22 protein-coding genes are annotated in these 24,493 nt (G+C 40.5%); 17 read left to right on the top strand and 5 right to left on the bottom strand.

Annotated elements, in window-relative coordinates; genetic code table 11:
• Nucleotides 1–8 precede the first annotated feature (8 nt).
• The gene (purD, locus tag V7164_RS18080; protein ID WP_335354796.1) at nt 9–1,280 is read left to right on the top strand and encodes a phosphoribosylamine--glycine ligase; all 1,272 of its coding nucleotides are present in this window, start codon (nt 9–11) and stop codon (nt 1,278–1,280) included.
• Here purD and V7164_RS18075 read toward each other — a convergent pair.
• Together V7164_RS18075 and V7164_RS18070 are read right to left on the bottom strand one after the other, a co-directional pair.
• Complete coding sequence (locus V7164_RS18075) at nt 1,258–1,347, bottom strand: EYxxD motif small membrane protein (protein WP_335344331.1); 90 nt, start codon at nt 1,345–1,347, stop codon at nt 1,258–1,260. The two genes, purD and V7164_RS18075, sit on opposite strands and share 23 nt — an antisense overlap.
• A 179-nt stretch (nt 1,348–1,526) precedes the next feature.
• A complete protein-coding gene (locus tag V7164_RS18070) occupies nt 1,527–1,799 on the bottom strand; it encodes a YgaP family membrane protein (RefSeq protein ID WP_335344318.1) in 273 nt (90 codons plus the stop codon).
• Nucleotides 1,800–1,990: 191 nt separating this feature from the next.
• Between V7164_RS18070 and V7164_RS18065 the strand changes: the two genes are divergently transcribed.
• The 10 genes from V7164_RS18065 to V7164_RS18020 all read left to right on the top strand — a co-directional run bounded on the left by V7164_RS18065 (nt 1,991) and on the right by V7164_RS18020 (nt 16,268).
• Nucleotides 1,991–3,733, top strand: a complete 1,743-nt coding sequence (locus tag V7164_RS18065) for an adenine deaminase C-terminal domain-containing protein (protein WP_335354795.1) — start codon at nt 1,991–1,993, stop codon at nt 3,731–3,733.
• Nucleotides 3,734–3,870: 137 nt separating this feature from the next.
• Complete coding sequence (locus V7164_RS18060) at nt 3,871–4,926, top strand: DUF3048 domain-containing protein (RefSeq protein WP_335354794.1); 1,056 nt, start codon at nt 3,871–3,873, stop codon at nt 4,924–4,926.
• A 27-nt stretch (nt 4,927–4,953) separates the two neighbouring features.
• Nucleotides 4,954–5,262 (top strand): YerC/YecD family TrpR-related protein, encoded by a 309-nt coding sequence (locus tag V7164_RS18055; RefSeq protein ID WP_335344315.1) that lies wholly within the window; start codon nt 4,954–4,956, stop codon nt 5,260–5,262.
• A gap of 532 nt (nt 5,263–5,794) precedes the next feature.
• Nucleotides 5,795–6,478, top strand: coding sequence for a heptaprenylglyceryl phosphate synthase (locus tag V7164_RS18050; RefSeq protein ID WP_335354793.1), 684 nt, complete (start codon nt 5,795–5,797; stop codon nt 6,476–6,478).
• Nucleotides 6,479–6,596: 118 nt separating this feature from the next.
• Complete coding sequence (pcrA, locus tag V7164_RS18045) at nt 6,597–8,825, top strand: DNA helicase PcrA (RefSeq protein ID WP_335354792.1); 2,229 nt, start codon at nt 6,597–6,599, stop codon at nt 8,823–8,825.
• A 36-nt stretch (nt 8,826–8,861) separates the two neighbouring features.
• Nucleotides 8,862–10,868: an NAD-dependent DNA ligase LigA gene (gene ligA, locus V7164_RS18040; RefSeq protein WP_335354791.1), complete on the top strand. Its 2,007-nt coding sequence runs from the start codon at nt 8,862–8,864 to the stop codon at nt 10,866–10,868.
• A 35-nt stretch (nt 10,869–10,903) separates the two neighbouring features.
• Nucleotides 10,904–12,052 carry a CamS family sex pheromone protein gene (locus V7164_RS18035; RefSeq protein WP_335354790.1) on the top strand — a complete coding sequence of 383 codons (1,149 nt, stop codon included), beginning with the start codon at nt 10,904–10,906 and terminating at the stop codon, nt 12,050–12,052.
• A 246-nt stretch (nt 12,053–12,298) separates the two neighbouring features.
• Nucleotides 12,299–13,846, top strand: coding sequence for an L-glutamate gamma-semialdehyde dehydrogenase (pruA, locus tag V7164_RS18030; protein ID WP_335354789.1), 1,548 nt, complete (start codon nt 12,299–12,301; stop codon nt 13,844–13,846).
• 447 nt (nt 13,847–14,293) lie between these two features.
• Nucleotides 14,294–15,586, top strand: a complete 1,293-nt coding sequence (gene aceA / locus V7164_RS18025) for an isocitrate lyase (protein ID WP_335354788.1) — start codon at nt 14,294–14,296, stop codon at nt 15,584–15,586.
• Between the two features lie 253 nt (nt 15,587–15,839).
• A complete protein-coding gene (locus V7164_RS18020) occupies nt 15,840–16,268 on the top strand; it encodes a YueI family protein (protein ID WP_335354787.1) in 429 nt (142 codons plus the stop codon).
• Here the strand turns inward: V7164_RS18020 and V7164_RS18015 are convergent.
• The gene (locus V7164_RS18015) at nt 16,265–16,477 is read right to left on the bottom strand and encodes a hypothetical protein (protein WP_335354786.1); all 213 of its coding nucleotides are present in this window, start codon (nt 16,475–16,477) and stop codon (nt 16,265–16,267) included. The two genes, V7164_RS18020 and V7164_RS18015, sit on opposite strands and share 4 nt — an antisense overlap.
• Nucleotides 16,478–16,736: 259 nt before the next feature.
• Between V7164_RS18015 and gatC the strand changes: the two genes are divergently transcribed.
• The 5 genes from gatC to V7164_RS17990 all read left to right on the top strand — a co-directional run bounded on the left by gatC (nt 16,737) and on the right by V7164_RS17990 (nt 21,791).
• Nucleotides 16,737–17,027: an Asp-tRNA(Asn)/Glu-tRNA(Gln) amidotransferase subunit GatC gene (gatC, locus tag V7164_RS18010; protein WP_335354785.1), complete on the top strand. Its 291-nt coding sequence runs from the start codon at nt 16,737–16,739 to the stop codon at nt 17,025–17,027.
• Nucleotides 17,028–17,040: 13 nt separating this feature from the next.
• Entirely contained in the window at nt 17,041–18,498 is a 1,458-nt protein-coding gene (gene gatA / locus V7164_RS18005) for an Asp-tRNA(Asn)/Glu-tRNA(Gln) amidotransferase subunit GatA (protein ID WP_335354784.1), read from the top strand.
• 12 nt (nt 18,499–18,510) lie between these two features.
• The gene (gene gatB, locus V7164_RS18000) at nt 18,511–19,938 is read left to right on the top strand and encodes an Asp-tRNA(Asn)/Glu-tRNA(Gln) amidotransferase subunit GatB (protein WP_335354783.1); all 1,428 of its coding nucleotides are present in this window, start codon (nt 18,511–18,513) and stop codon (nt 19,936–19,938) included.
• Nucleotides 19,939–20,142: 204 nt separating this feature from the next.
• Entirely contained in the window at nt 20,143–20,706 is a 564-nt protein-coding gene (locus V7164_RS17995) for a thioredoxin family protein (protein WP_335354782.1), read from the top strand.
• Nucleotides 20,707–20,735: 29 nt separating this feature from the next.
• Nucleotides 20,736–21,791 (top strand): NAD(P)H-dependent flavin oxidoreductase, encoded by a 1,056-nt coding sequence (locus V7164_RS17990; protein ID WP_335354803.1) that lies wholly within the window; start codon nt 20,736–20,738, stop codon nt 21,789–21,791.
• 53 nt (nt 21,792–21,844) lie between these two features.
• Here V7164_RS17990 and V7164_RS17985 read toward each other — a convergent pair whose 3' ends face one another.
• A complete protein-coding gene (locus V7164_RS17985; protein WP_335354781.1) occupies nt 21,845–22,777 on the bottom strand; it encodes a manganese-dependent inorganic pyrophosphatase in 933 nt (310 codons plus the stop codon).
• 152 nt (nt 22,778–22,929) lie between these two features.
• Between V7164_RS17985 and V7164_RS17980 the strand changes: the two genes are divergently transcribed.
• Nucleotides 22,930–23,679 (top strand): metallophosphoesterase family protein, encoded by a 750-nt coding sequence (locus tag V7164_RS17980; RefSeq protein WP_335354780.1) that lies wholly within the window; start codon nt 22,930–22,932, stop codon nt 23,677–23,679.
• A 63-nt stretch (nt 23,680–23,742) separates the two neighbouring features.
• Here V7164_RS17980 and plsY read toward each other — a convergent pair whose 3' ends face one another.
• The gene (plsY, locus tag V7164_RS17975) at nt 23,743–24,369 is read right to left on the bottom strand and encodes a glycerol-3-phosphate 1-O-acyltransferase PlsY (RefSeq protein WP_335354802.1); all 627 of its coding nucleotides are present in this window, start codon (nt 24,367–24,369) and stop codon (nt 23,743–23,745) included.
• Between the last annotated feature and the right edge of the window lie 124 nt (nt 24,370–24,493).

Genomic DNA, 24,493 nt, shown 5'->3' with positions numbered 1-24,493 from the left:
TGTTTATAATGAAGGTACTAGTAATTGGAAGAGGCGGCCGTGAGCACGCTATTTGCAGAAAGCTTTCTGAAAGTCCGTCAGTAGAGAAAGTATTTGTTGCGCCGGGAAATCCAGGCATGGAGGACGTTGCTGAGCTTGTAGCCCTTACAGAAAACGCACAAGATCAACTCGTACAATTTGCGAAAGAACATGAAATTGGACTTACCGTGATTGGACCGGAAGTTCCCCTGCTTGAAGGGATATCAGATCGTTTCCAGGAGGAAGGCTTAAAGGTATTTGGCCCTAAAAAGGAAGCGGCAATCATAGAGGGCAGCAAGTCATTTGCCAAGGATTTGATGAAGAAATACAACATTCCTACTGCCGATTATGCGGTATTCTCCACTTATAAGGATGCAAAAGCTTATCTAGAAGAAAAGGGTGCTCCCATTGTCATAAAAGCAGACGGTTTAGCAGCAGGTAAAGGTGTGACCGTTGCGCTTACAATGGATGAGGCGAGACAAAGTTTAGAAGAAATGCTTTTAAATGAAAGATTTGGTGATGCTTCGTCTACTGTTGTCCTGGAGGAGTTTTTGACTGGAGAGGAAATTTCACTAATGGCTTTCGTAAATGGAGAAACAGTGATCCCTCTTGAGATTGCCCAAGATCATAAACGTGCCTTTGACGGAGACAAGGGTCCGAATACAGGTGGAATGGGTGCTTATTCCCCTGTGCCTCATATTAGTGAAGATACCGTACAAACTGCAATCGAAACAATATTAAAGCCAACAGCAAAAGCACTTGTTCAAGAAGGCCGGCATTTTTGCGGCGTTCTATACGCGGGTCTCATCATTACTGAAGCTGGCCCTAAAGTGATTGAATTTAATGCCCGCTTTGGCGATCCGGAAACACAGGTTGTTCTGCCAAGAATGAAATCTGACTTAGCTGAAGTGATGCTGGCCGTTATGAATGGAGAAGCACCTGCTATTGTTTGGGACGAACAAGCCATGCTAGGAGTTGTCGCTGCTTCTGTTGGATACCCAGAGGAATATGAGAAGGGTGCCATTTTATCAGGCTTGCAAAATATTAGCAACGATGTGCTAGTTTTCCATGCGGGCACTGAAAAGAATGAATCAGGTGCATTCATAACAAACGGCGGCAGGGTTTTCCTAGCAGCTGCGAAAGCAAACACATTAAAAGAAGCACAGGACAAAGTTTATTTGGAATTAGAAAAGGTAAACTGCAGCGGCATCTTTTATCGTAAGGATATCGGATATAAAGCTATCGAGCACGTCTTTTCCTAGACTTTCGCATAAATGCAAAGAGTAAAGCAATGATGCTTCCTACTAATATGATTAGGACAAAGGACATATCTGTTAAATATTCAAGGAACATAATGGACACACCTTCTTGTTTTAGCCCCCTCATGTAGGGGGCTTTAATGATTGGTTTGATATTAAGCGGAAACAAAGAGCGTATAGTTTCCCGAAATTTAAAAATCTCATGAAAAAGTGGAAACAAACAAGTCAAAATCATGTTACATCTTTTTTTTATGTTGGGTTATGTGGAACCATTTCACTTAAAGCACCGTTTTCGTCTTGATTCCCGTTCATTCGTTCCTGTCCGCATCGATAAAGGTCTGTAACTGGACAATACCTTACAATTCCTTCCGCTACCTTCATAGCTCCGAGCACAACCCAAATAAAATTAGATTGGCGCCAAGGTCTTTTTACGAGTTTTGCGGAAGCACAGGACAATACAGAAAGTCCTATCGTAATGCGGATTAACGCATTAACAATCCCGATATTAGGTTTGATGTTCAATGGACCTTCACCTTCTTTAATATTTTTTTAAAACCACCTATTTCTTTAGTGCGTTAAATTGCGAAATATGATAAGATATAGGAATGAAAGGGCTTTCTTTTGCTTTTTTTACCAATAAGAAATCAGAGAAATATTATCCTTATTGAAACTAGGGATTTTTAACATATAGAAAAACAGGGGGAGGGTTTAAAGTGCTGGAACAGAGATTCCGTTGGAAAAACAAGCACTTGCGTGACCATGTTTCAGTATTAGATGGAAAATTGTCGCCGACCATATTACTTAAAAATGCACGGTACCTCAATCAGGCATTTCGTAAATGGATGACGGCAAACATTTGGATTTATAATGATCGCATTGTCTATGTGGGAGAAAGGCTTCCCGAAAAATTAGACAAATGTGAAGTCATGGATTGTGAAGGTTTAATACTTGTTCCGGGTTACATTGAACCCCATTCCCATCCGTTTCAATTATATAATCCCCATTTATTTGCCAGCTATGCATCTCAATTCGGGACAACAACCTTGATTAATGACAATATGGTTCTCGCTTTGCAATTAGATATAAAGACGGCGTTTTCCTTTATTGAGGATATGAATCATTTGCCGACATCGATGTATTGGTGGTGCAGATTTGATGCACAAACAGAAATACAAAATGAAGAAACGATATTCTCTCATAGTAATATAAAATCATGGCTTGACCATGATGCCGTTTTACAAGGCGGGGAATTAACAGGCTGGCCGAAATTATTAGACGGCGATGATTTAATTCTGCATTGGATACAGGAAACGAAGAAGAAAGGAAAGAAAATTGAGGGACACTTCCCTGGGGCATCAGAGAAGACGTTGGCAAAGCTTATGCTGCTAGGAGCCGATTGTGACCATGAAGCGATGACAGGAAAAGATGTTTATAATCGTTTAATGCAAGGCTATACAGTTTCTCTCAGATATTCATCGATCCGTCCGGATTTACCTGTATTGTTGGATGAAATACATGAACTAGGCATCAATCATTACGACCAAATGATATTTACGACTGATGGATCCTCTCCTTCTTTTTATGAACAGGGCATCATTGATCAGATGATTCGAATAGCCATTGAAAAGGGAGTCCCGATCATGGACGCCTATAATATGGGAACGATAAATATTGCACGGCACTATAATATTGAACATTTGCATGGGAACATCGCAACGGGAAGAATCGCCAATATTAATTTTCTTACAGATGAGACAAACCCTACACCTGTTTCCGTTTTAGCAAAAGGAAAGTGGGTCAAAAAGAAGGGAGAACCGTTGGATGCATACGCGTCTATAGATTGGAAAGATAAAGGCTATAAACCTTTACAAATAGATTGGAATCTTGAGTCGGATGATTTACAATATTCCATGCCGTTTGGGATCAATATGGTGAACACAGTCATTATGAAGCCATATTCCATCTCTATCGATGTTTCGGCTGATCAGTTATCTACTGACCATGATGAATGTTTTTTCATGCTAGTTGATAAACATGGGAAATGGAGAATTAACACACTGCTTAAAGGCTTTGCAACTCATTTAGACGGGTTTGCCAGTTCTTTTTCTAATACAGGAGATTTTATCCTGATTGGAAAAAGCAAGCAGGATATGATGAACGCCTTTAATCGAATGAAAGAGATTGGCGGAGGTATTACTGTTTCGGAACAGGGCCGAATTGTTCAGGAAATTCCGCTCAATATTATGGGCGTGATGTCCAGCGAAAGTGTTGAAAGTATAATTGAAAAAGAAAAAGAGCTTCGCAGCTATTTAAGTGAAAGGGGCTATAAGCACGACGATCCTATTTATTCACTTCTTTTCTTTTCTTCAACCCATTTGCCATATATTAGGGTCACACAGCAAGGAATATATGATGTTATGAACAAAACAGTACTCTTTCCAACGATAATGCGTTAAAATGTAACAGTGGAATAAAAGGAAATCTGCATCTAGACTATACAGAACCAGCATACCAAAGTTTATTGAAATATCCTTACTCACTTTCTAAAAAGTGATCGCGGCAGGAAACTTCACAATCTCACAGGGGTGTCTTAATGTTAAAACAATGGATAGCTGCTTTTGCAGCGGTCATGCTGCTAGTTTCAGGATGCAGTAAAAATGATAAAACGACCGTAAAGAACGAAGAAAATAATCGTGAAGAAACGGCAGAGGAGCAAGTATCCGAAGAGGAGGATTTGCCTTACCAATTTCCATTAACAGGTGTTGGTACTGAGGATCAGGTGGAAACAAGAGCAGTAGCGGTCATGATCAATAACCACCCTCAAGCTCGTCCTCAATCAGGTCTTGGTCAGGCAGACATTGTCTATGAGCTGCTTGCAGAAGGCGATGTTACGAGATTTCTTGCTATTTTTCAAAGCGAAAAACCAGAGAAAATTGGACCAATAAGAAGTGCGAGAGATTATTATATTGAATTGGCAAAAGGCTATGATAGTTTGTATATCGCTCATGGATATAGTCCAGACGCGAAAGTGATGATGGATAGAGGGTATGTCGATAACTTAAACGGAATGAACTATGATGGGACGCTTTTCTATCGTTCCACTGACCGAAAAGCTCCGCACAACTCTTATTCTTCCTTTGAGAATTTCTTAAAGGGTGCTGAATTAAGAAATTATGACATGGATAAAGCTCCTGCAGCGCTTACTTTTCTTGATAAACAAGAGATAGAAGCTTTAAACGGGGAAGAAGCCAAATCAGCAATGGTTTCTTATTTTAACAGCAAGCTCTTTAATTCAATCTATGAATATGATGAAACTCTTGAAAAGTATAAGCGGTATTCTAATGGTGAATTAACCGCAGATCAACAAACGGGCAAGCCGGTGCTTTTAGATAATATTTTCATCGTAGAAACAGAGCATAAAGTCATTGATTCTGCAGGGCGCAGATCCATCAACCTTATTTCTGGAGGAAGAGGGTACTTGCTGCAGAAAGGACAATGGAAAGAGGTTGAGTGGCAAAGCATTGAGGGGAAAATCCTGCCAGTGCTGAATGGACAAATGGTTGGACTTGTACCAGGGAAAACTTGGATTAATGTTATTCCATCAAACCCAGGCTTGGAGCAAACAGTTTCTTTTGATGTAAAGGAATAGATTATATATTTAAAGGGGTATGAGCATATGCAAATTGATAAATTAAGAGGAAAAGAGCTGGATCAGTTATTTAAATCGATTTTATCTTTAAAGGATTTAGAAGAATGCTATCGTTTTTTTGATGATTTATGCACAGTCAATGAGATTCAATCTTTAGCCCAGCGTCTTGAAGTTGCTCGAATGCTTACAGAAGGAAAAACATATCATAAGATCGAGACCGAAACAGGCGCCAGTACCGCAACCATTTCTCGTGTTAAACGCTGTCTCAACTATGGAAATGATGCATACGAAATGGCTTTAGAGCGAATTAAAGAAAACGAATCTGTGAATGAATGATTATATCTTTATGGAAAGGCCGCAGGGGTTAACTTCTGCGGCTTTTTGGGGTTTAGGATATTATTTGGTATTTGGCAGTTCCCGCTAAGTTAAAGGACACACTTTGATGGTTTCCTCTCTTTGTGTCCTTTAAAACTAAGTTAAAGGACATACATTGATGGTTTCCTCCCTATGTGTCCTTTAAAACTAAGTTAAAGGACACACATTGATGGTTTCCTCCCTATGTGTCCTTTAAAACTAAGTTAAAGGACACACTTTGATGGTTTCCTCCCTATGTGTCCTTTAAAACTAAGTTAAAGGACATACATTGATGGTTTCCTCCCTTTAGTGTCCTTTAAAACCAAGTTAAAGGACACACTTTGATGGTTCCCGCCCTTTAGTGTCCTTTAGCTTTTTTGTTTTTTATAATTATTGAGAAGGGCATTTGAAAATATCTACATTTTTGGATTTTGGTTGTTCCGCGCTTTACTTTTTGATTCATTTCACAAATGATATAATGTTGAAATGGAATGATAGAATGGGGGAAGTATGGATGTATGATGTTCGCGAGTGGCGCCATGTGTTTAAGCTCGATCCAGATAAAAATATTTCTGATGAGGATTTAGAAAAGATTTGCGAGTCAGGAACCGATGCACTGATTGTGGGTGGAACGGATGGAATCACATTAGACAAGGTATTGGATCTAATGGCTCGTATCCGCCGATATACGGTCCCATGTGTGCTGGAAGTATCCTCTATCGAAGCGATTACACCTGGATTTGATTTATATTTTATTCCAACGGTTTTGAACAGCAGGGAGACAAAGTGGATTTCAGGACTGCACCATGAAGCTGTGAAAGAGTATGGAGATATCATGAACTGGGATGAAATAGCCGTGCAAGGTTATTGTATTCTCAATGAGGAATGCAAAGCTGCTAAGCTGACAAATGCAAATACCGATTTAACCATTGATGATGTCAGGGCTTATGCCATGATGGCAGAAAAAATGTTCCATCTCCCTATTTTTTACTTAGAATATAGCGGAACATACGGAGATGCCAAGTTACTATCAGAGGTTAGGAAAACGCTTGAGAATACAACCTTATTTTATGGCGGCGGCATAGAAACAGCGGAACAGGCTCGTGAAATGGCAGCCTCAGCCAATGTAATCGTAGTTGGAAATGTTATTTATAAAGATATACATGCCGCTTTAGAAACGGTTAAAGCTGTACGTTAAAGTGAAACTTCAATCAGTGGGGGTTCTTACAGCCCGTTAATCTGCGATAACAGTTGAATGGCATGAGGAAAAGAGTTAATATTAGCAATAGAACATATGTTTGGCGGTGATTGAAGGAATGAATTTTTTAACAGATAAGCTTTTAAAGGGATTAAACCCTGAGCAGCAGAATGCAGTAAAGACAACAGATGGACCTCTATTAATAATGGCTGGTGCCGGCAGTGGCAAGACAAGAGTATTAACACACCGAATTGGTTATTTAATGGTAGAAAAAGGGGTCAATCCATATAATATTTTGGCTATTACCTTCACGAATAAAGCCGCGCGAGAGATGCGCGAAAGGATTCAGAGAATGATGGGCGGAGCGGCTGATGAGATTTGGATCTCGACCTTTCACTCGATGTGTGTAAGGATTTTAAGGAGAGATATTGACCGCATTGGCTTTAATCGTAATTTTACCATTTTAGATACAACAGATCAGCAGTCGGTTATTAAAGGGATTTTAAAGGATAAAAACTTAGACCCGAAAAAATTTGATCCACGTGCCATCCTTGGTTCCATTAGCTCGGCTAAGAATGAACTGACAACACCTGAGGAATATTCGAAAACAACAGGCGACTATTATCAGCAGGTTGTAAGTGATGTTTATACAGAATATCAAAAGAGACTCAGAAGAAACCAAGCACTGGATTTCGATGATCTTATTATGATAACCATTCAGCTTTTCCAGCGTGTACCGGATGTTCTCGAATACTATCAGAGAAAATTCCAGTACATACATGTCGATGAGTATCAGGATACAAACCGAGCACAATATATGCTCGTAAAGCTTTTAGCAGCAAGATTTAGAAATCTATGTGTTGTAGGCGACTCGGATCAGTCTATTTACCGCTGGCGCGGGGCTGATATTGCCAATATCCTTTCCTTTGAAAAAGATTATTCTAATGCTAAAGTGATTCTGCTTGAGCAAAATTACCGGTCCACGAAAAGAATTCTTCTTGCAGCCAATCAAGTGATCTCTAGAAATATGAATCGAAAGGCGAAAAATCTTTGGACAGAAAACCCCGAAGGAAATAAGATTTTCTACTACCGGGCAGATAGTGAGCAAGGGGAGGCTCAATTTGTTGTCGGCAAAATAAAAGAGTTTACGAAAGACGGAAAGCGGAATTTATCGGATATTGCGATTCTTTATCGCACGAATGCCCAATCCCGTGTCATGGAGGAAGTTCTTTTAAAATCAAACATCGAATACTCCATCGTCGGCGGAATTAAGTTCTACGACCGTAAGGAAATTAAAGATATTCTCGCTTATTTAAGACTGATTGCAAATCCAAGTGATGATATAAGCCTACAAAGAATTATTAATGTCCCAAAACGCGGAATAGGTTCAGGAACGATTGATAAGATTGCTAACTTTGCATCGCTGCACGATATGACGATGTTTGAAGCCTTGCAATCTGTTGAACTAATCGGTTTAAGCCCGAAGATTACGAAAGCTGCAGGAGAATTTAGGGATTTAATAAATAACTATACGCAAATGCAGGAGTACCTGTCTGTTACGGAATTAGTGGAAGAATTACTAGAGAAATCAGGATATCGAGAGATGCTGATTGCGGAAAAATCAATTGAAGCTCAAAGCCGTCTCGAAAACCTGGATGAATTTCTATCCGTAACGAAAAGCTTTGAAGAGGCTAGTGATGACAAAAGCTTAGTAGCCTTTCTAACGGATTTAGCGTTAGTCGCTGATATTGATAAGCTAGATGATGATGGGGAAAAAGCCGATGCTGTTGTCTTAATGACCCTTCACTCGGCAAAAGGTCTTGAATTCCCAACTGTCTTTTTAATTGGTCTGGAGGAAGGGGTTTTCCCTCACAGCCGATCATTAATGGAAGAGGCAGAAATGGAGGAAGAACGCAGACTCGCATATGTAGGAATAACGAGAGCAGAGGAAGAGCTGTTTATAACTAATGCTCAATTGAGAACATTGTTCGGTCGTACGAATATGAATCCTCCTTCGCGCTTTATAAAAGAAATACCTGAAGACTTGCTCGATGGAATCCAGCCAGCAAAAAGATCGGCTTCGCCTTTCGGAGGAACAGCGCTAGGGTCTTCATCAGAGGGAAGACCAACGCCTAGAAGGCCAGTGATTCGTCCAGCCATGAATGCAACAGGCGGAGGTGAATTAGGCTGGAAGGTTGGCGACAAAGCGGTGCATGGCAAATGGGGTACGGGTACCGTTGTTAGTGTGAAGGGTGAAGGAGAAGGCATTGAATTGGATATTGCTTTCCCAAAACCAATCGGGATCAAACGATTATTGGCTAAGTTTGCGCCGATAACTAAGGGATAGGAGTTCCGAGCTTTTTCTATGAAAGGGGTTGAATCTATGGATCTTCAAATGGCTGAAAATAAAGTAAATGAATTGAAAAATTTATTAAATCAATATAATTATGAGTATCATGTTCTTGATCAGCCATCTGTTCCGGATGCGGAATACGATAGGCTTATGAGAGAGTTAGTTGAAATAGAGGAAGGATTTCCGGAACTAAAATCATCTGATTCACCTACGCAACGGGTTGGCGGAGAGGTTCTGGATATGTTCGAAAAAGTACAGCACCAGTCCCAAATGTTAAGTCTTAGCAATGCTTTTAGCGAGCAAGACTTAATGGATTTTGACCGACGTATCCGCCAGGTTGTTGGGGATGATTTTTCCTATGTATGCGAGTTGAAAATTGATGGATTAGCTGTATCTCTTCGCTATGAAGATGGATTATTTGTTCTCGGTGCAACGAGAGGGGATGGATCCACTGGAGAGAATATTACAGCTAACCTGCGAACGATTCGTTCCATTCCGCTTCGCTTAAATAAGGAGGTTTCACTGGAAGCCCGCGGCGAGGCGTTCATGCCAAAGCGTTCCTTTGAGGCGTTGAATCATCTAAGAGCGGAGAAGGGTGAAGAGCTTTTTGCCAACCCACGAAATGCGGGAGCGGGTTCACTGCGCCAGCTAGATCCGCGAATTGCGGCTTCAAGAAATCTTGATGTTTTCCTATATAGTGTAACAGATACAGGTGAAACAGCTATCGATTCACATAGTGAGGCATTGGACTTTTTAGATTCGCTTGGATTTAAGACGAATAAGCAGCGAAAAAAGTGTGCGGACATCCATGAGGTCATTGAATATGTAGAAAAATGGACGAAAGAACGTCCTCAGCTCGCGTATGAAATCGATGGAATTGTAATCAAGGTGGATTCGTTTGAACAGCAGCAGGATCTTGGAACAACAGCAAAGAGTCCACGCTGGGCCATTGCCTATAAGTTTCCAGCTGAAGAGGTTATTACAACCTTAAAGGCTATTGAATTAAGCGTAGGAAGAACAGGTGTCGTGACACCAACAGCGATCTTGGAGCCAGTCCGTGTGGCTGGATCTACGGTTCAGCGTGCTTCTCTTCACAATGAGGATTTAATTCGAGAAAAGGATATCCGAATTGGGGATCAAGTCGTTGTGAAAAAAGCAGGTGACATTATTCCTGAGGTGGTAAATGTATTAGCTGACCGAAGAACAGGGGAAGAAGAAGAATTTCACATGCCGACTCATTGCCCAGAATGTGAAAGTGAGCTTATTCGCCTAGACGGAGAGGTTGCCTTACGCTGCATTAATCCAAAGTGTCCAGCACAAATCCGTGAAGGTCTCATTCATTTTGTTTCCCGAAATGCGATGAATATTGATGGATTAGGAGAAAAGGTGATTAGCCAATTATTTGCGGAAAATCTGATCCATGATGTAGCAGATTTGTATAAGCTGAAGTATGAACAGCTTATTCAGCTTGAGCGAATGGGAGAAAAGTCAGTTCAAAATTTACTGGCTGCGATCGAAGCCTCTAAGCAAAATTCACTAGAAAAACTTATTTTTGGATTAGGTATCCGTCATGTTGGGGAAAAAGCAGCCAAAACCATTGCCCAGCAATTTGGATCCATGGAAGGTCTTGAAGCAGCTACTCGCGATGATTTTCTTGCCATAAATGAAATCGGTGAGAAAATGGCTGATTCCATTGTTGCCTTTTTTGAACAAGAGGAGGTTAAAGAACTTCTTCAAGAGCTCAGAGAAGCTGACGTGAATATGGAATATAAAGGTCCTAAGCTCGTAACTGCTGAAAATTCAGAGTCGATTTTTGCTGGAAAAACAATTGTGTTAACAGGAAAGCTTGAAAGGCTGTCTAGAAATGAAGCAAAGGATCAGATTGAGGCATTAGGTGGTAAAGTATCTGGAAGTGTAAGTAAGAAAACAGATATTGTGATCGCAGGTGAGGATGCAGGTTCAAAGCTGACGAAAGCACAGGAATTAGGAATCGATATTTGGGATGAAGAGAGACTTGTGGAGGAATTAAAGGATTAGATTTTCTAAAGACAAAAGGAGAGAGTGGGAATTCCGTGAAAAAAATAATATTGCTTGCTCTTTCTTTAAGCCTTCTTCTTGCCGGGTGTGCGCCAAAGTTCAATGGACAGGATGAAGTGGTCCATGAAAAAGAGGATGCTAAAGAGAAAGCAATAATTCCAAGCTATAGGATTTCGGATCAGTACTACCGTACGATTTTGCCTTTTGAACCGAGTGAATCAAGAGGACTCGTCGTAGGTAATATTAATTCAAAATATGATATTACAGAGTTTGAAACGGGCCTGATGCGGGTTGCACAAAACAATTTTGACCCGGATAAATATATGTTTCAAGAAGGACAGCATTTAAAAAGAAAGACAGTTGGCCTCTGGCTAAACCGAAAATTCACTTCTGACCAATTAGAAGAGAATAAATTAAAGGAAGAGGACAACATTGGACTTAACCCTCTTGATAATGGAAAAGAAGAGACCCCGGAATACCTGGCCCATATTTTAGAACATAATTATCTAATTAAAAATGACGAGGGAAAGTATAAATTGGGAGGAGTCGTCGTCGGGCTAGCTCTCAATTCCATTTACTATTACCAAAAGATCCAATATGGGCCGACATATGAAACAAAAATTAGTCATGCCGAACTTGAAAAAGAGGGAAAGAAGCTCGCGGATGAGGTATTGAGCAGATTGCGGCAAATGGATCAACTCAAGGATGTTCCGATTACCATTGCCTTATTTGAACAGCAAAGTAAAACATCCGTCGTTCCTGGGAATTTCTTCGCTTATGCGAATGCCCCAAAGGGCAGCTCTAAACTAGGAGGATGGGAAAAGATTGATGAAAAGTATGTCCAATTTCCATCAACAGCTGCGACTGAAAATCATCGCGATGATTTAACATCCTTTTTGAACTTTAAACAAGATGTCGAATCCTATTTTCCTAATTTTAATGGGGTAATTGGTAAAGCGTATTATGTTCAGGGACAGATGCAAGAGCTATCCATTAATATTCCAATACAGTTTTATGGAAAGGCTGAAGGGATTGGATTTACTCAATATGTTGCAAGTCTTGTGATGAAACATTTTCCGGAATATATCTCCATAGAGGTTAATGTTTCATCCGTTTATGGTCCGGAAGCCTTGATTGTCCGCAAAGCTGACCAAAATGAACCATTCGTTCACATTTACAATTAGTATGTTTTGAGATGGAATGGAAGAGTCAAAATTCATTATTCGTGAAAAATATACGAGGATGAGGAGAAGTCTGTTTTTTAACTTTCCAAAAATTAGACCGTGTTGTTTGAACGGTTAAATCAAAACATGTTAAAATGGGAATTGGATGCAAAAGCTATACAAAGATAACAGTGAGCACAAAAAATTGGCGATTCGTTTATTACGTGTTCATTTGTCATTTTTAGTAGAAATGTGGAGGCGAAGAAAATGGTACAACCTTACAAACATGAACCATTCACAAATTTTAAAGTAGAAGAAAACCGTGAAGCTTATTTAACAGGTTTAAAAACGGTTGAAGGCTATTTAGGAAAAGACTACGATTTAGTTATTGGCGGAGAACGCATTACGACTGAAGATAAAATTACTTCATACAATCCTGCTAATAAGGAAGAAGTAATTGGCCGTGTGTCTAAAGCAAGCCAAGAATTAGCCGAAAAAGCCATGCAGGCTGCTGTTGAAGCGTTCAAAACATGGAAAAAGGTTAAGCCGGAAATTCGTGCAGACGTTCTTTTCAAAGCAGCAGCGATTATCCGCCGCCGCAAGCATGAATTCTCTGCTCTTTTAACAAAAGAAGCAGGAAAGCCATGGAATGAGGCAGATGCAGATACTGCAGAAGCAATTGATTTCTTAGAATATTACGCACGTCAAATGCTGCGTATTAAAGATGGTGTTCCAGTAAACAGCCGTCCAAACGAATATAACCGTTATGACTACATTCCATTAGGAGTTGGAATCATTATCTCTCCTTGGAACTTCCCGTTAGCGATTATGGCTGGTACGACAGTTGCTGCAATCGTAACAGGAAACACTGTGTTATTAAAACCAGCTTCAACAACGCCAATTGTTGCAGCGAAATTCGTTGAAGTCATGGAAGAAGCAGGACTTCCAGCAGGTGTTCTTAACTTCGTTCCAGGAAGCGGTGCAGAAGTGGGCGACTACTTAGTTGACCATAAAGACACTCGTTTCATCAGCTTCACAGGTTCTCGTGACGTTGGTCTGCGTATTTTCGAACGTTCATCTAAGCTGAATGAAGGTCAAATTTGGATGAAGCGTTTAATCGCAGAAATGGGCGGAAAAGACACGATTGTTGTCGATAAAGAAGCAGATCTTGAACTAGCTGCGACTTCTATTGTTGCTTCTGCTTTCGGATTCTCCGGACAAAAATGTTCTGCATGTTCACGTGCAGTAGTTGTTGAAGATGTTTATGATCAAGTATTAAACCGTGTTGTTGAATTAACAAATCAACTAACACAAGGTGATCCAGTAGATCAAAATAATTACATGGCAACAGTTATTGACCAAAGTGCTTACAATAAAATCATGAGCTATATTGAAATTGGAAAGCAAGAAGGTAAGCTAATGACAGGCGGCGAAGGGGACGATTCCAAAGGCTACTTCATCAAACCAACTGTATTCGCTGACCTTTCACCAGAATCTCGCATCATGAAGGAAGAAATCTTTGGACCAGTTGTAGGCTTTACAAAAGCTAAAGATTTCGATGAAGCGATTGACATTGCTAACAACACAGAATACGGTTTAACGGGTGCAGTTATTACCAACAACCGCATGAACCAAGAAAAAGCACGTGAAGATTTCCATGTTGGAAACTTATACTTTAACCGCGGCTGTACAGGTGCCATTGTAGGCTACCAGCCATTCGGCGGATTCAACATGTCAGGAACTGACTCTAAAGCAGGCGGACCTGATTATCTGCTTCTTCACATGCAAGCAAAAACAACTTCAGAAATGTTTTAATTTCAAAAAGAGTGATTTGTCATTGGACAGATCACTCTTTTTTTTCGTTAAGAAATATTCAGCGTAGAAGATTTTAAGGGGAAAATATAATTTCATTCCCCATTCAAGTTCTAAAAGGCAGTTGCCGGTAAAAGAAACGCTGTCTTATTGCCCGTTCAAGGTTAAAAAGGTAGTTGTCGGTAAAAGAATCGCCGTCTCATTCCCCGTTCAAGGTCAAAAAGGTGGTCATCGGTAAAAGAAACGCCGTCCCATTCCCTGTTTAAGAATAAAAAAGCGGTGAGCGGAAAATAGTTGAATTCTATGAATGATCGATTAGAATTTTCGAAATATTTATAAAATGGGGTTCCCTTTCAGAATTATCTGTTATATAATACAAAATGTATAATATGAATTGTAGTATAACAACATTGGATTTCATCAAAACATTTTAAAGGAGGAGTAACACAAATGAATGATTCAAGAGTGAAGCAATTGCAGGAAAGCTGGGAGATGGATGCACGCTGGAAAGGGATTGAAAGACCATATTCTGCAGAAGAGGTCATTCAATTAAGGGGCTCCATCGATATTGAATATACACTGGCACGTAGGGGAGCTGAAAAGCTTTGGAAGCTTGTGAATGAAGAGGATTTTGTTCATGCGTTAGGAGCATTGACAGGAAATCAGGCTGTTCAGCAGGTAAAAGCAGGATTGAAGGCAATCTATTTAAGCGGCTGGCAAGTAGCGGCAGATGCCAATCTTTCCGGTCATATGTATCCTGATCAAAGCCTGTATCCAGCTAACAGTGTTCCAAGCGTAGTCAAGAGAATTAATCAGGCCCTGCAGCGTGCAGATCAAATTCATCATATGGAAGGGGATTCATCCATTGACTGGTTCGCTCCGATTGTGGCTGATGCGGAGGCTGGGTTTGGCGGCCAGCTGAATGTGTTCGAATTAATGAAAGGGATGATTGAAGCCGGAGCAGCAGGCGTCCATTTTGAGGATCAGCTCTCTTCCGAGAAAAAATGCGGACATCTTGGAGGAAAGGTTTTATTACCGACACAGACAGCCGTTAAAAACCTAATTGCTGCTAGGTTAGCAGCAGATGTAATGGGTGTGCCGACTCTAGTAGTTGCTAGAACAGACGCGAATGCGGCGGATTTAATTACTAGTGATGTAGATTCATATGATGCACCTTTCATTACGGGAGATCGAACACCTGAAGGGTTTTTCCGGACTAAAGCAGGTCTTGACCAAGCTATTGCAAGAGGATTAGCCTATGCCCCATATGCGGACCTTGTCTGGTGCGAAACGGCGGAGCCTAATCTGGATGAGGCAAGGCGCTTTGCTGAAGCCATTCATGAAAAGTTTCCTGGCAAAATGCTTGCCTATAACTGTTCTCCATCATTCAACTGGAAGAGCAAGCTTGATGATGAAACGATTGCGAAGTTCCAAATTGAGCTTGGAAAAATGGGCTACAAATTCCAATTCGTTACCCTTGCTGGCTTCCATGCCTTAAACCACAGCATGTTTGAATTGGCTCGTGGCTACAGAGACCGTGGCATGGCTGCTTATTCAGAATTACAGGAGGCTGAATTTGCAAGCGAGGTGCAGGGCTATACAGCTACTAGACATCAAAGGGAGGTGGGGACCGGATATTTCGATAAAGTATCAATGACGATTACAGGTGGAACCTCTTCCACAACCGCCTTAAAGGGTTCAACGGAAGAGGAGCAGTTTACATCAGCAAAACAGGAAGTATGATGATTTTGTATGACTGCAGTATGTTTATCTAATTAATTTTCGTTTATCAATCATTCTATCGTGATTTTTGACCAATTTTTCTCCCATTTTATCCTCTCTTCTTTGTGAAGGGGGGATTTTTTTGTCGTATGATTTTTCAAAGATGACACCTCTTGATACAATAAAACATACATATTAATAGCCCTTCTTTTAAAATCTATATACAATTAACTTATTGGTGGCTGTTGAGAAAAAAACAACAGGAGGTATTACTTTGTCTAATAATATCGATGATTATATCCTCCAGGGAATCCATGGCCAGAAGCAAACAAAGCCTGATGAACGAAGGAAATTCCTTGGAACTTTGCGAGAACGAATCGTGATTGCCCTTACACAATCACAAATTAGAGAAGACGGCATCTATCCTCAAGTTGAAAAGGCGCTAAAGGATAATGGGAAAGCTCATCTTTACTTAAATGGAAATATGAATTACGAAGAACTTTCAAAATATACCAAACTAGCTACAAAATATAGGGTAGAATACACAATGGTGACTAATAAGGATTATAATTCAGAAATTGGCTTAGCTCTTGCTCATGACTATGCGATTGATAAAGAGGAGATATATGTAAAAAAAGAAGTGCCGACCAAAAAAGCTCCTAAAAAGAAAAAGGGATTCTTTTCGTTATTTTCAAGGAGTTAGATAAAAAGTGGAAAACCTAATGAAAAGTCCGTCACTAGCCTACTGGCGGACATTTCATGTTCGCATCCCACTCCAAAAGTCCGTCCAGGCCCCTTGGACGGACTTTTTACATTCGCATCCCACTCAAAAAGTCCATCCACGTCCCTTGGACGGACATTTCCCGTTCGCATTCCGCCCAAAAAGTCCGTCCACGCGCCTTGGACGGACAATTCCCGTTCCCACCCCGCTAAAAAAGTCCGTCCACTCCCCTTGGACGGACATTTCATGTTCCCGTCCCGCTAAAAAAGTCCGTCATCCCTCCATGACGGGCATTTCTTTTTTTGACCAATGCGAATTGTCAGAACTCATGATAAAATGGCATAGGTACATGTCAAATATACGCTATAAAAAAATTGCTTTAACGTGTGAAAGTTTGATATTATCTATATTATTGTGTCTATGGAATTACACTTTTGGAGGTGTCGATAAATGTCTAAAATTTCAACCGAACAAGTAAAACGTGTGGCAAACTTAGCAAGATTGGCCATAACAGAAGAAGAAGCTGAGATGTTCTCGAAACAGCTGGGTTCAATGATTACCTTTGCTGAACAGCTAAATGAATTGGATACAGACAATGTGGAACCGACTTCTCATGTTTTAGATATGAAAAATGTGATGAGAGAGGATGTCCCTCAAGAAGGCTTACCGCAATCAGAGGTTCTAAAAAATGCACCAGATCATCAGGACGGGCAAGTGAAAGTGCCGTCTATTATCGAGTAAGGGGGGAAATACGATGAGTTTATTTGATCATAAAGTTTCAGAGTTACACGAGCTTTTACATAAAAAAGAAGTTTCGGTCACTGATCTTGTTGATGAATCATATAAGCGTATAAGCGCAGTCGAAGATAAGGTACAGGCCTTTATCACATTAGATGAAGAAAATGCTCGTGAAAAAGCGCGTAAACTAGATGAAAAATTAGGTACGGATGAATCAAAGGGGCTCCTATTTGGAATGCCGATTGGCTTGAAGGATAATATCGTTACAAAAGGCTTGCGTACAACATGTGCAAGTAAAATGTTAGAAAACTTTGATCCAATCTATGATGCAACAGTTGTGAATAAATTACATCAAGCAGAAACGATTACCATTGGGAAATTAAATATGGATGAATTTGCGATGGGATCCACTACTGAGCATTCTGCTTTCAAGAAGACTCGAAATCCATGGAATTTAGATGTGGTACCAGGCGGATCTTCAGGTGGCTCTGCTGCTGCTGTTGCCTCTGGAGAAGTGTTGTTTTCTTTAGGAACAGATACAGGCGGCTCCATTAGACAGCCTGCTGCTTTTTGTGGCGTTGTTGGGATGAAGCCGACATATGGCCGTGTGTCCCGTTTCGGCATTGTCGCCTTTGCTTCATCGTTTGACCAAGTTGGTCCAATCACAAGAACGGTTGAAGACAATGCCTATTTAATGCAGGCGATTTCCGGTCTAGATCCAATGGATTCTACTTCTGCGAACATCGAAGTTCCTAATTTTGTAGAGTCATTAACTGGAGACATTAAAGGGTTAAAAATTGCCGTACCGAAGGAATATTTAGGTGAAGGTGTAGGAGAAACAGCGCGCCAATCTGTATTAGATTCATTAAAAGTACTTGAAAAGCTTGGCGCTACATGGGAAGAAGTTTCCCTTCCGCATTCCAAATATGCATTGGCATCTTATTATCTATTATCTTCTTCTGAGGCTTCAGCGAATCTTGCTCGTTTTGATGGAGTTCGATATGGATACAGAACGGAGAATCCTGAAAACTTGCTTGATCTTTATAAAAAGACACGTGCAGAAGGATTTGGCGACGAAGTTAAACTTCGCATCATGCTAGGAACGTTTGCATTAAGCTCTGGCTATTATGATGCTTACTATAAGAAGGCACAAAAAGTACGTACATTAATCAAGAAGGATTTCGATGATGTGCTGAGCAAGTTTGATGTTATTGTTGGACCAACATCACCAAAACCAGCATTCAAAATCGGTGAGTCAATCGAAGATCCTTTGACTATGTATGCAAATGATATTTTGACAATCCCAGTAAACCTTGCAGGTGTACCAGGAATTTCTATTCCGTGCGGATTTGATAACGGCCTGCCGTTAGGGCTGCAAATCATTGGCAAGCACTTTGATGAAAGTACGGTATATCGTGTGGCACATGCCTTCGAACAGGCAACAGATTATCATAAACGAAAACCAACACTGTAAGGGGGGAAAGTAATGGAATTTGGAACGGTTATTGGACTTGAAGTACACGTTGAATTAAAAACAGATTCAAAAATCTTCTCGGCTAGCCCGAATCACTTCGGAGCTGAACCGAATACGAATACAACGGTCATTGACCTTGGGTATCCAGGGGTTCTGCCTGTCCTAAATAAGAAAGTAGTTGAATTTGGGATGAAGGCGGCGTTAGCTCTTAACTGCGAAATTGCTCCAGTTACGACATTTGACCGGAAGAACTATTTTTATCCGGATAACCCGAAAGCCTACCAAATCTCTCAACTGGATAAGCCAATTGGAGAGCATGGCTGGATTGATATTGAAGTAGATGGCTATAAGAAAAGAATCGGGATTACTCGTATTCATTTAGAAGAGGATGCCGGAAAGCTAACTCATGGAAATGGATATTCATTATGTGATTTCAACCGTGCGGGCACTCCGCTCATCGAGATAGTTTCCGAGCCAGATATTCGTACAGCGAACGAAGCTTATGCTTATCTTGAAAAATTAAAGTCCATTATTCAATACACAGGTGTTTCTGATTGTAAAATGGAGGAAGGGTCTCTTCGTTGTGATGCAAATATTTCGATCCGCCCAGTTGGACAGGAAGAATTCGGAACGAAAACAGAGCTAAAGAACTTGAACTCCTTTAACTTCATTCGTAAAGGGATTGAATATGAAGTAAGCCGTCAAGAGGAAGTAGTACGTTCAGGCGGCGTGATTAATCAAGAAACGCGCAGGTATGATGAAGCGACAAATACGACAATCCTTATGCGTGTGAAAGAGGGAGCAGACGATTATCGTTATTTCCCTGATCCGGATTTAATCGATGTTCATATTGATGATGAATGGAAAGAGCGGATCCGCGCTGAAATTCCTGAGCTTCCAGATCAGCGACAAAAACGTTATATCGAAGAGCTTGGATTACCTGTCTATGATGCAGCTGTATTAACTGTCATCAAGGAATCAGCTGACTTCTTCGAGGCAACAGTAAATGCTGGTGCAGATCCAAAGCAAGCATCCAACTGGATCATGGGTGATGTCTCAGCTTATTTAAAGGCAGAGCAAAAAGAGCTTGCAGATACAGCTTTAACTCCAGAAGGGCTGGCCGGTATGATCAAGCTGATTGAAAACGGCACAATCTCTTCAAAAATTGCGAAGACTGTTTTCAAGGAATTAATTGAAAACGGCGGAGATGCTGAACAAATCGTGAAAGCGAAAGGATTAGTTCAAATCTCTGACGAAGGAGCACTCCTAAAAATCATCTCTGAGGTATTGGATAATAATCCGAAAATCATTGATGATTATAAAAATGGAAAAGAAAAAGCGCTTGGTTTCTTTGTTGGACAAATTATGAAGGCAACAAAAGGACAAGCAAATCCTCCATTAGTCAATAAGTTATTGTTAGAGGAATTAAAGAAAAGATAAGATGAAAAAGCTGGTGGATTATTTCCATCAGCTTTTCGACTTTTTATCCTAAAGTGTCGACATATTTCAAGTGTATTTCCCAGGAAAAGACTTGTTAATTTTCATATAGCGACAAAAAATGAAAGCAAGTCTATCCATTTCACTTTCACGGAATGGATATGTCATAATAAGTAAGAATAACTTCGAAACAATAGGAGGGCTATAATGAGCTTAAATCAATGGTTTGAAAAAGGTTTAACAGCTGATCAGTACATAACAGGAATGACGGTTAACCAGGAAGAAATGACCCTTATCCTTGAGAAATTTTCACTATCAGATACGGAAAAAGAAAGACTGGCTCCTTTTAAAGAAAAAGGTTTAAAAGCCATTGTCTTAACGGAGGACTGGTGTGGAGATGCACTCTTAAATAACCCAGTTTTATTAAAAATTGCTGCAGAGATTGATATGGAAGTCCGATTCGTCTTAAGGGATCAAAACCTTGAATTAATGGATCAATATTTAACAAATGGGACATCAAGAGCCATTCCAATTTTTGTTTTTATCGATAAGGATGGAGAAGAGCAGGCTGTTTGGGGTCCTAGAGCGAAACAGATTCAGGAAATAGTGGACCGTGAGCGTGGTCAGCTTCCTTCTCAGGATGATCCTGAATTTAAAGAGAAGCAAATGGCATTGTATAATAGGTTAAAAGATTCCTATGTGGAAGACTCTTCACTATGGCATATAGTAGCAGAAAGTATTATTGATCGATTGGCAGAACAAAGTAAGTAATTCTAAAGGATGTGCTTGTCGTGAAAAGTATGCAAAATGAGGTAACTGAAAGGCTTGGCATCTCTTATCCAATTTTTCAGGCACCAATGGCAGGCGGAATTACAACACCAGCGTTAATCAGCGAGACATCAAACTGCGGCGGGCTCGGCAATCTTGGTGCAGGTTATATGCTGCCGGAAGAAATGAACGAGGCAATTAAGTCGATTAAAGCCTTAACAGCCAAGCCATTTGGGGTAAATTTATTTGTCCCAAATCATCAGGTTTCTTGCACAGAAGAAGGATTTGCTCATGCCGTTAATGTTTTAAAAAAACATCAAGAAGATATGGGAATAGAAGAAGGCAGCCCCCAGATAGAAAAAGATTATCAGGCTCTTTTTAAACAGCAATTAGAAGTCGTTCTAAATACAACGGTTCCGATATGCAGCTTTACTTTTGGCATTCCTGATGAAGGCGTCATAAAGGAGTTAAAGAAGCAGAGAACCATTGTAATCGGAACAGCTACGAATGTGAATGAGGCTTTAGAGCTAGAGTCATCTGGTGTCGATATGATTGTTGCCCAGGGAAGTGAGGCAGGCGGCCACCGGGGAACCTTTCATGAGGAAGGCAGTGGGTTAATTGGTTCAATGGCTCTGATTCCACAAATTGCAGATGCTGTTAAACTGCCTGTCATTGCTGCCGGTGGAATTATGGATGCAAGAGGAATGGCTGCAGCCTTCATTCTAGGGGCAAAGGGTGTCCAGCTTGGAACTGCCTTTTTAACATGTAAAGAAAGTGGAGCACATTCTATTTATAAGGAAGCAATATTAAATTCGACCGAGGAGAAAACCACGTTAACGAAGGCTTTTTCCGGGAAACTGGCTAGGGGTATTCGCAATGACTTTATAAAGGAAATGGAAGGTCAATCGTCCGGCATTCTTCCTTTTCCCTTGCAGAATGATTTAACAGGTCCTATAAGAAAACAGGCTGTTAAATTAAATAACCGTGAGTATATGTCCTTGTGGGCAGGCCAGGGATTGCGCCTTGCAACAGAAACGACAGTAAAGGAATTAATGGATCGTTTAACGAAGGAATACTTGGAATTATAAAGCATAGAAAAAAGGAGGAACAACTAATTGTTTCTCCTTTTTTGTGGTCATTATTATTTTTCAGTTAAAGCTCTTGTAAGTCCTGGAACGATCTGTTTCTTACGGGAAACAACGCCTTTTAATAGGGCGCGGTTATTTTCAAGCTTTACGTTATAAGCCTCTTCCACTGCTTTCGTTTCGTTTCCAACAGCAATGGCAACGGAATCATTGTTTAAAATGTCAGTAAGAACGAAAAGGAATAAATCTAATTCCTTGCTTTTAACAACTTCGGATAGCTTTGCTTCGAGCTCGTCCTGGCGGCTTAGAACGTCATTTAGATCTACAGCATTTACTTGAGCAATTTCCGTTTTGTAACTGCCCATTTGAAATTCTTTGGCATCTAGAGAGATTAATTGATCAATCGTTTTATCACTCAGGTCTGCACCTGCCTTAAGCATAGCTAAACCATATTCCTCAGCATTGGCTCCAGCAATTTCTGCTAGCTCGCGTGCTGCTGCCACATCTTCCTCTGTGCATGTAGGAGATTTGAACAATAAGGAATCAGAAATAATCGCTGAAAGCATTAATCCAGCTGTTTCTTTACTAATTTCCACAGCGTTTTCCTTATAGAGTTTCTTTAAAATAGTTGCAGTGCAGCCGACCGGTTCTGCGCGGTAATAAAGAGGGTCGCTCGTTTCAAAGTTGGCGATGCGGTGATGGTCAATGACTTCAAGAATTCTTACATCACGAATATCATCAGCACTTTGTTGGAATTCATTGTGGTCGACAAGAATGACTTCACTAACTTCCTTAGATACGGCTTCAACTAGACGCGGTGCCTCAACCTTGAAAGTATCAAGCGCAAATTGAGTTTCAGCATTTACTTGTCCTAAGCGGATCGGTTCTGCCTCTACACCTAATTTTGTTTTTAATTCTGCGTACGCTATAGCAGAACAGATTGAATCTGTGTCAGGGTTTTTATGACCGAATACAAATACTTTTGACATAATCCTTCTCCTTGGATAAATAGAATAATGGCATTGAAAGCCTGTTGTTATTTTAACATATATGCAACAGTAGAAAAAATCAACTTTCGAAAAAATAAAGGGATATGACTAAATATGGAGAAACTATTACTAAAAGTTGGGAGGGCAGGCAGATGGGAAGTATAGCGGTTATTTCAGATATTCACGGCAATGTAACTGCACTTGAGGCAGTCATGGACAATATTAAATCCAGAGGGATCCAAACCATATTCTGTTTAGGTGATCTCATTGGCAAAGGCCCAAACTCGCAAAAATCGGTTGAACGAATTAGAGAGAGCTGTGAGGTCGTTGTGCTTGGGAATTGGGATGACTTTATCCAGAGACCAGTTGAAATAGAAGAGGTGAAATGGCATCAGGACCAGTTAGATAAGGATGCCATGAACTATCTTCGATCCTTGCCATTCCATCATGATTTTTATATGAGCGGCAAATATGTCAGGCTTTTTCATGCTTCAGCAAAAAGTGTGTACCACCGGGTTGTTCCGATGAGAGATACATATGAAGAAAAGCTTGCCATGTTTGATAATACGGAGAACATCAATCATAATGGGAAATTACCAGATGTCGTTGGCTATGGGGATATTCACGCTGCCCTTATCGAGCCTGTGAAACCTCAAAAGACACTATTTAATGCTGGTAGTGTTGGGAATTCACTTGATATACCCCAAGCTACTTATACGATTCTTCACGGAGACTATTTATCGGACAAGCCTGCGCCTTTTTCAATTGAGATTGTCAGAATTCCATACGATGTTGAAAAAGAGCTGTCCATTGCAAGGGAAATGGGGCTGCCTAATTTAGAGGCATATGCACTCGAGTTGCGTGAAGCAAAATACAGAGGGCCATTCAAATCGAGGGTATAACGATTGTTTTGAAAATGAAAGCCGAATATTGGACGAACCAATATTCGGCTGCAATGGAGTATTTTATGCACGATTTGCATTGTTCTTTGGCGGAATGCGATCGTTCTTTAAATTTTTATCGTTAATTTTTGGTTCACGTCGATGGAAATGATTATGAATATTAGAGCGGTGAAGGAAAATCAAAAATAATAGAAAAATAGAAAAAATAAGTTCATGTTCCCGGCCAGGTGTGAAAAAGGAATAGACGAGCAGAGTCAGGCCGACTGCTAGTGATCCGTAATATACATATTTCGATATAAATATAATAAAGAAAAAAGCAAAATAGGCAGCCAAAAACATCCATATATTTGCTACAAGAAGGACCCCTGCCGTTGTGGCAATGGCCTTTCCCCCTCTAAATCCCGCGAAAATTGGAAAGCAATGCCCAATTACAGCAGAAAGTCCAATTAGTAAGGCATCCGTTTCTACCCCTGCTAAAGTAGGAAGGAAGGCGGCAAGAGCCCCTTTTCCAACATCGATAAGCAAGACGATGATAGCGGCTTTTTTTCCAAGAACCCTTAATGTATTTGTGGCGCCAGGATTATTGCTTCCGTGCTCGCGTATATCAATATTAAAAGCTAGCTTTCCAACAATAAGCGCAGTCGGAATGGATCCGATAAGATAGGCAACTACAAACAATAATATTGTCATCATATCATCCTTTATCGCAGATTAACGGGCTGTAAGCCCCCCACTTCAAGAAGTTGAGTTAAGCAAAAATTTCTAAGTGGGGGTCAACAGCCCGTAAAGGCCCAAATTTAGGAACACAGACTAA

Source organism: Bacillus sp. JJ1474 (assembly GCF_036965225.1).
Lineage (GTDB): Bacteria > Bacillota > Bacilli > Bacillales > Cytobacillaceae > Cytobacillus.
The sequence above is the reverse complement of the archived record's forward strand: the minus strand, read 5'-3'. Positions and strand labels throughout refer to the sequence as shown.

Excerpts from the sequence above, each read along its gene's own strand:
- purD (WP_335354796.1), top strand. The coding sequence starts at position 9 with ATGAAGGTACTAGTAATTGGAAGAGGCGGCCGTGAGCACGCTATTTGC.
- V7164_RS18075 (WP_335344331.1), bottom strand. The coding sequence starts at position 1,347 with ATGTCCTTTGTCCTAATCATATTAGTAGGAAGCATCATTGCTTTACTC.
- V7164_RS18060 (WP_335354794.1), top strand. The coding sequence starts at position 3,871 with ATGTTAAAACAATGGATAGCTGCTTTTGCAGCGGTCATGCTGCTAGTT.
- V7164_RS18055 (WP_335344315.1), top strand. The coding sequence starts at position 4,954 with ATGCAAATTGATAAATTAAGAGGAAAAGAGCTGGATCAGTTATTTAAA.
- V7164_RS18050 (WP_335354793.1), top strand. The coding sequence starts at position 5,795 with ATGTATGATGTTCGCGAGTGGCGCCATGTGTTTAAGCTCGATCCAGAT.
- pcrA (WP_335354792.1), top strand. The coding sequence starts at position 6,597 with ATGAATTTTTTAACAGATAAGCTTTTAAAGGGATTAAACCCTGAGCAG.
- ligA (WP_335354791.1), top strand. The coding sequence starts at position 8,862 with ATGGATCTTCAAATGGCTGAAAATAAAGTAAATGAATTGAAAAATTTA.
- pruA (WP_335354789.1), top strand. The coding sequence starts at position 12,299 with ATGGTACAACCTTACAAACATGAACCATTCACAAATTTTAAAGTAGAA.
- aceA (WP_335354788.1), top strand. The coding sequence starts at position 14,294 with ATGAATGATTCAAGAGTGAAGCAATTGCAGGAAAGCTGGGAGATGGAT.
- gatC (WP_335354785.1), top strand. The coding sequence starts at position 16,737 with ATGTCTAAAATTTCAACCGAACAAGTAAAACGTGTGGCAAACTTAGCA.
- gatA (WP_335354784.1), top strand. The coding sequence starts at position 17,041 with ATGAGTTTATTTGATCATAAAGTTTCAGAGTTACACGAGCTTTTACAT.
- gatB (WP_335354783.1), top strand. The coding sequence starts at position 18,511 with ATGGAATTTGGAACGGTTATTGGACTTGAAGTACACGTTGAATTAAAA.
- V7164_RS17995 (WP_335354782.1), top strand. The coding sequence starts at position 20,143 with ATGAGCTTAAATCAATGGTTTGAAAAAGGTTTAACAGCTGATCAGTAC.
- V7164_RS17990 (WP_335354803.1), top strand. The coding sequence starts at position 20,736 with ATGCAAAATGAGGTAACTGAAAGGCTTGGCATCTCTTATCCAATTTTT.
- V7164_RS17985 (WP_335354781.1), bottom strand. The coding sequence starts at position 22,777 with ATGTCAAAAGTATTTGTATTCGGTCATAAAAACCCTGACACAGATTCA.
- V7164_RS17980 (WP_335354780.1), top strand. The coding sequence starts at position 22,930 with ATGGGAAGTATAGCGGTTATTTCAGATATTCACGGCAATGTAACTGCA.
- plsY (WP_335354802.1), bottom strand. The coding sequence starts at position 24,369 with ATGACAATATTATTGTTTGTAGTTGCCTATCTTATCGGATCCATTCCG.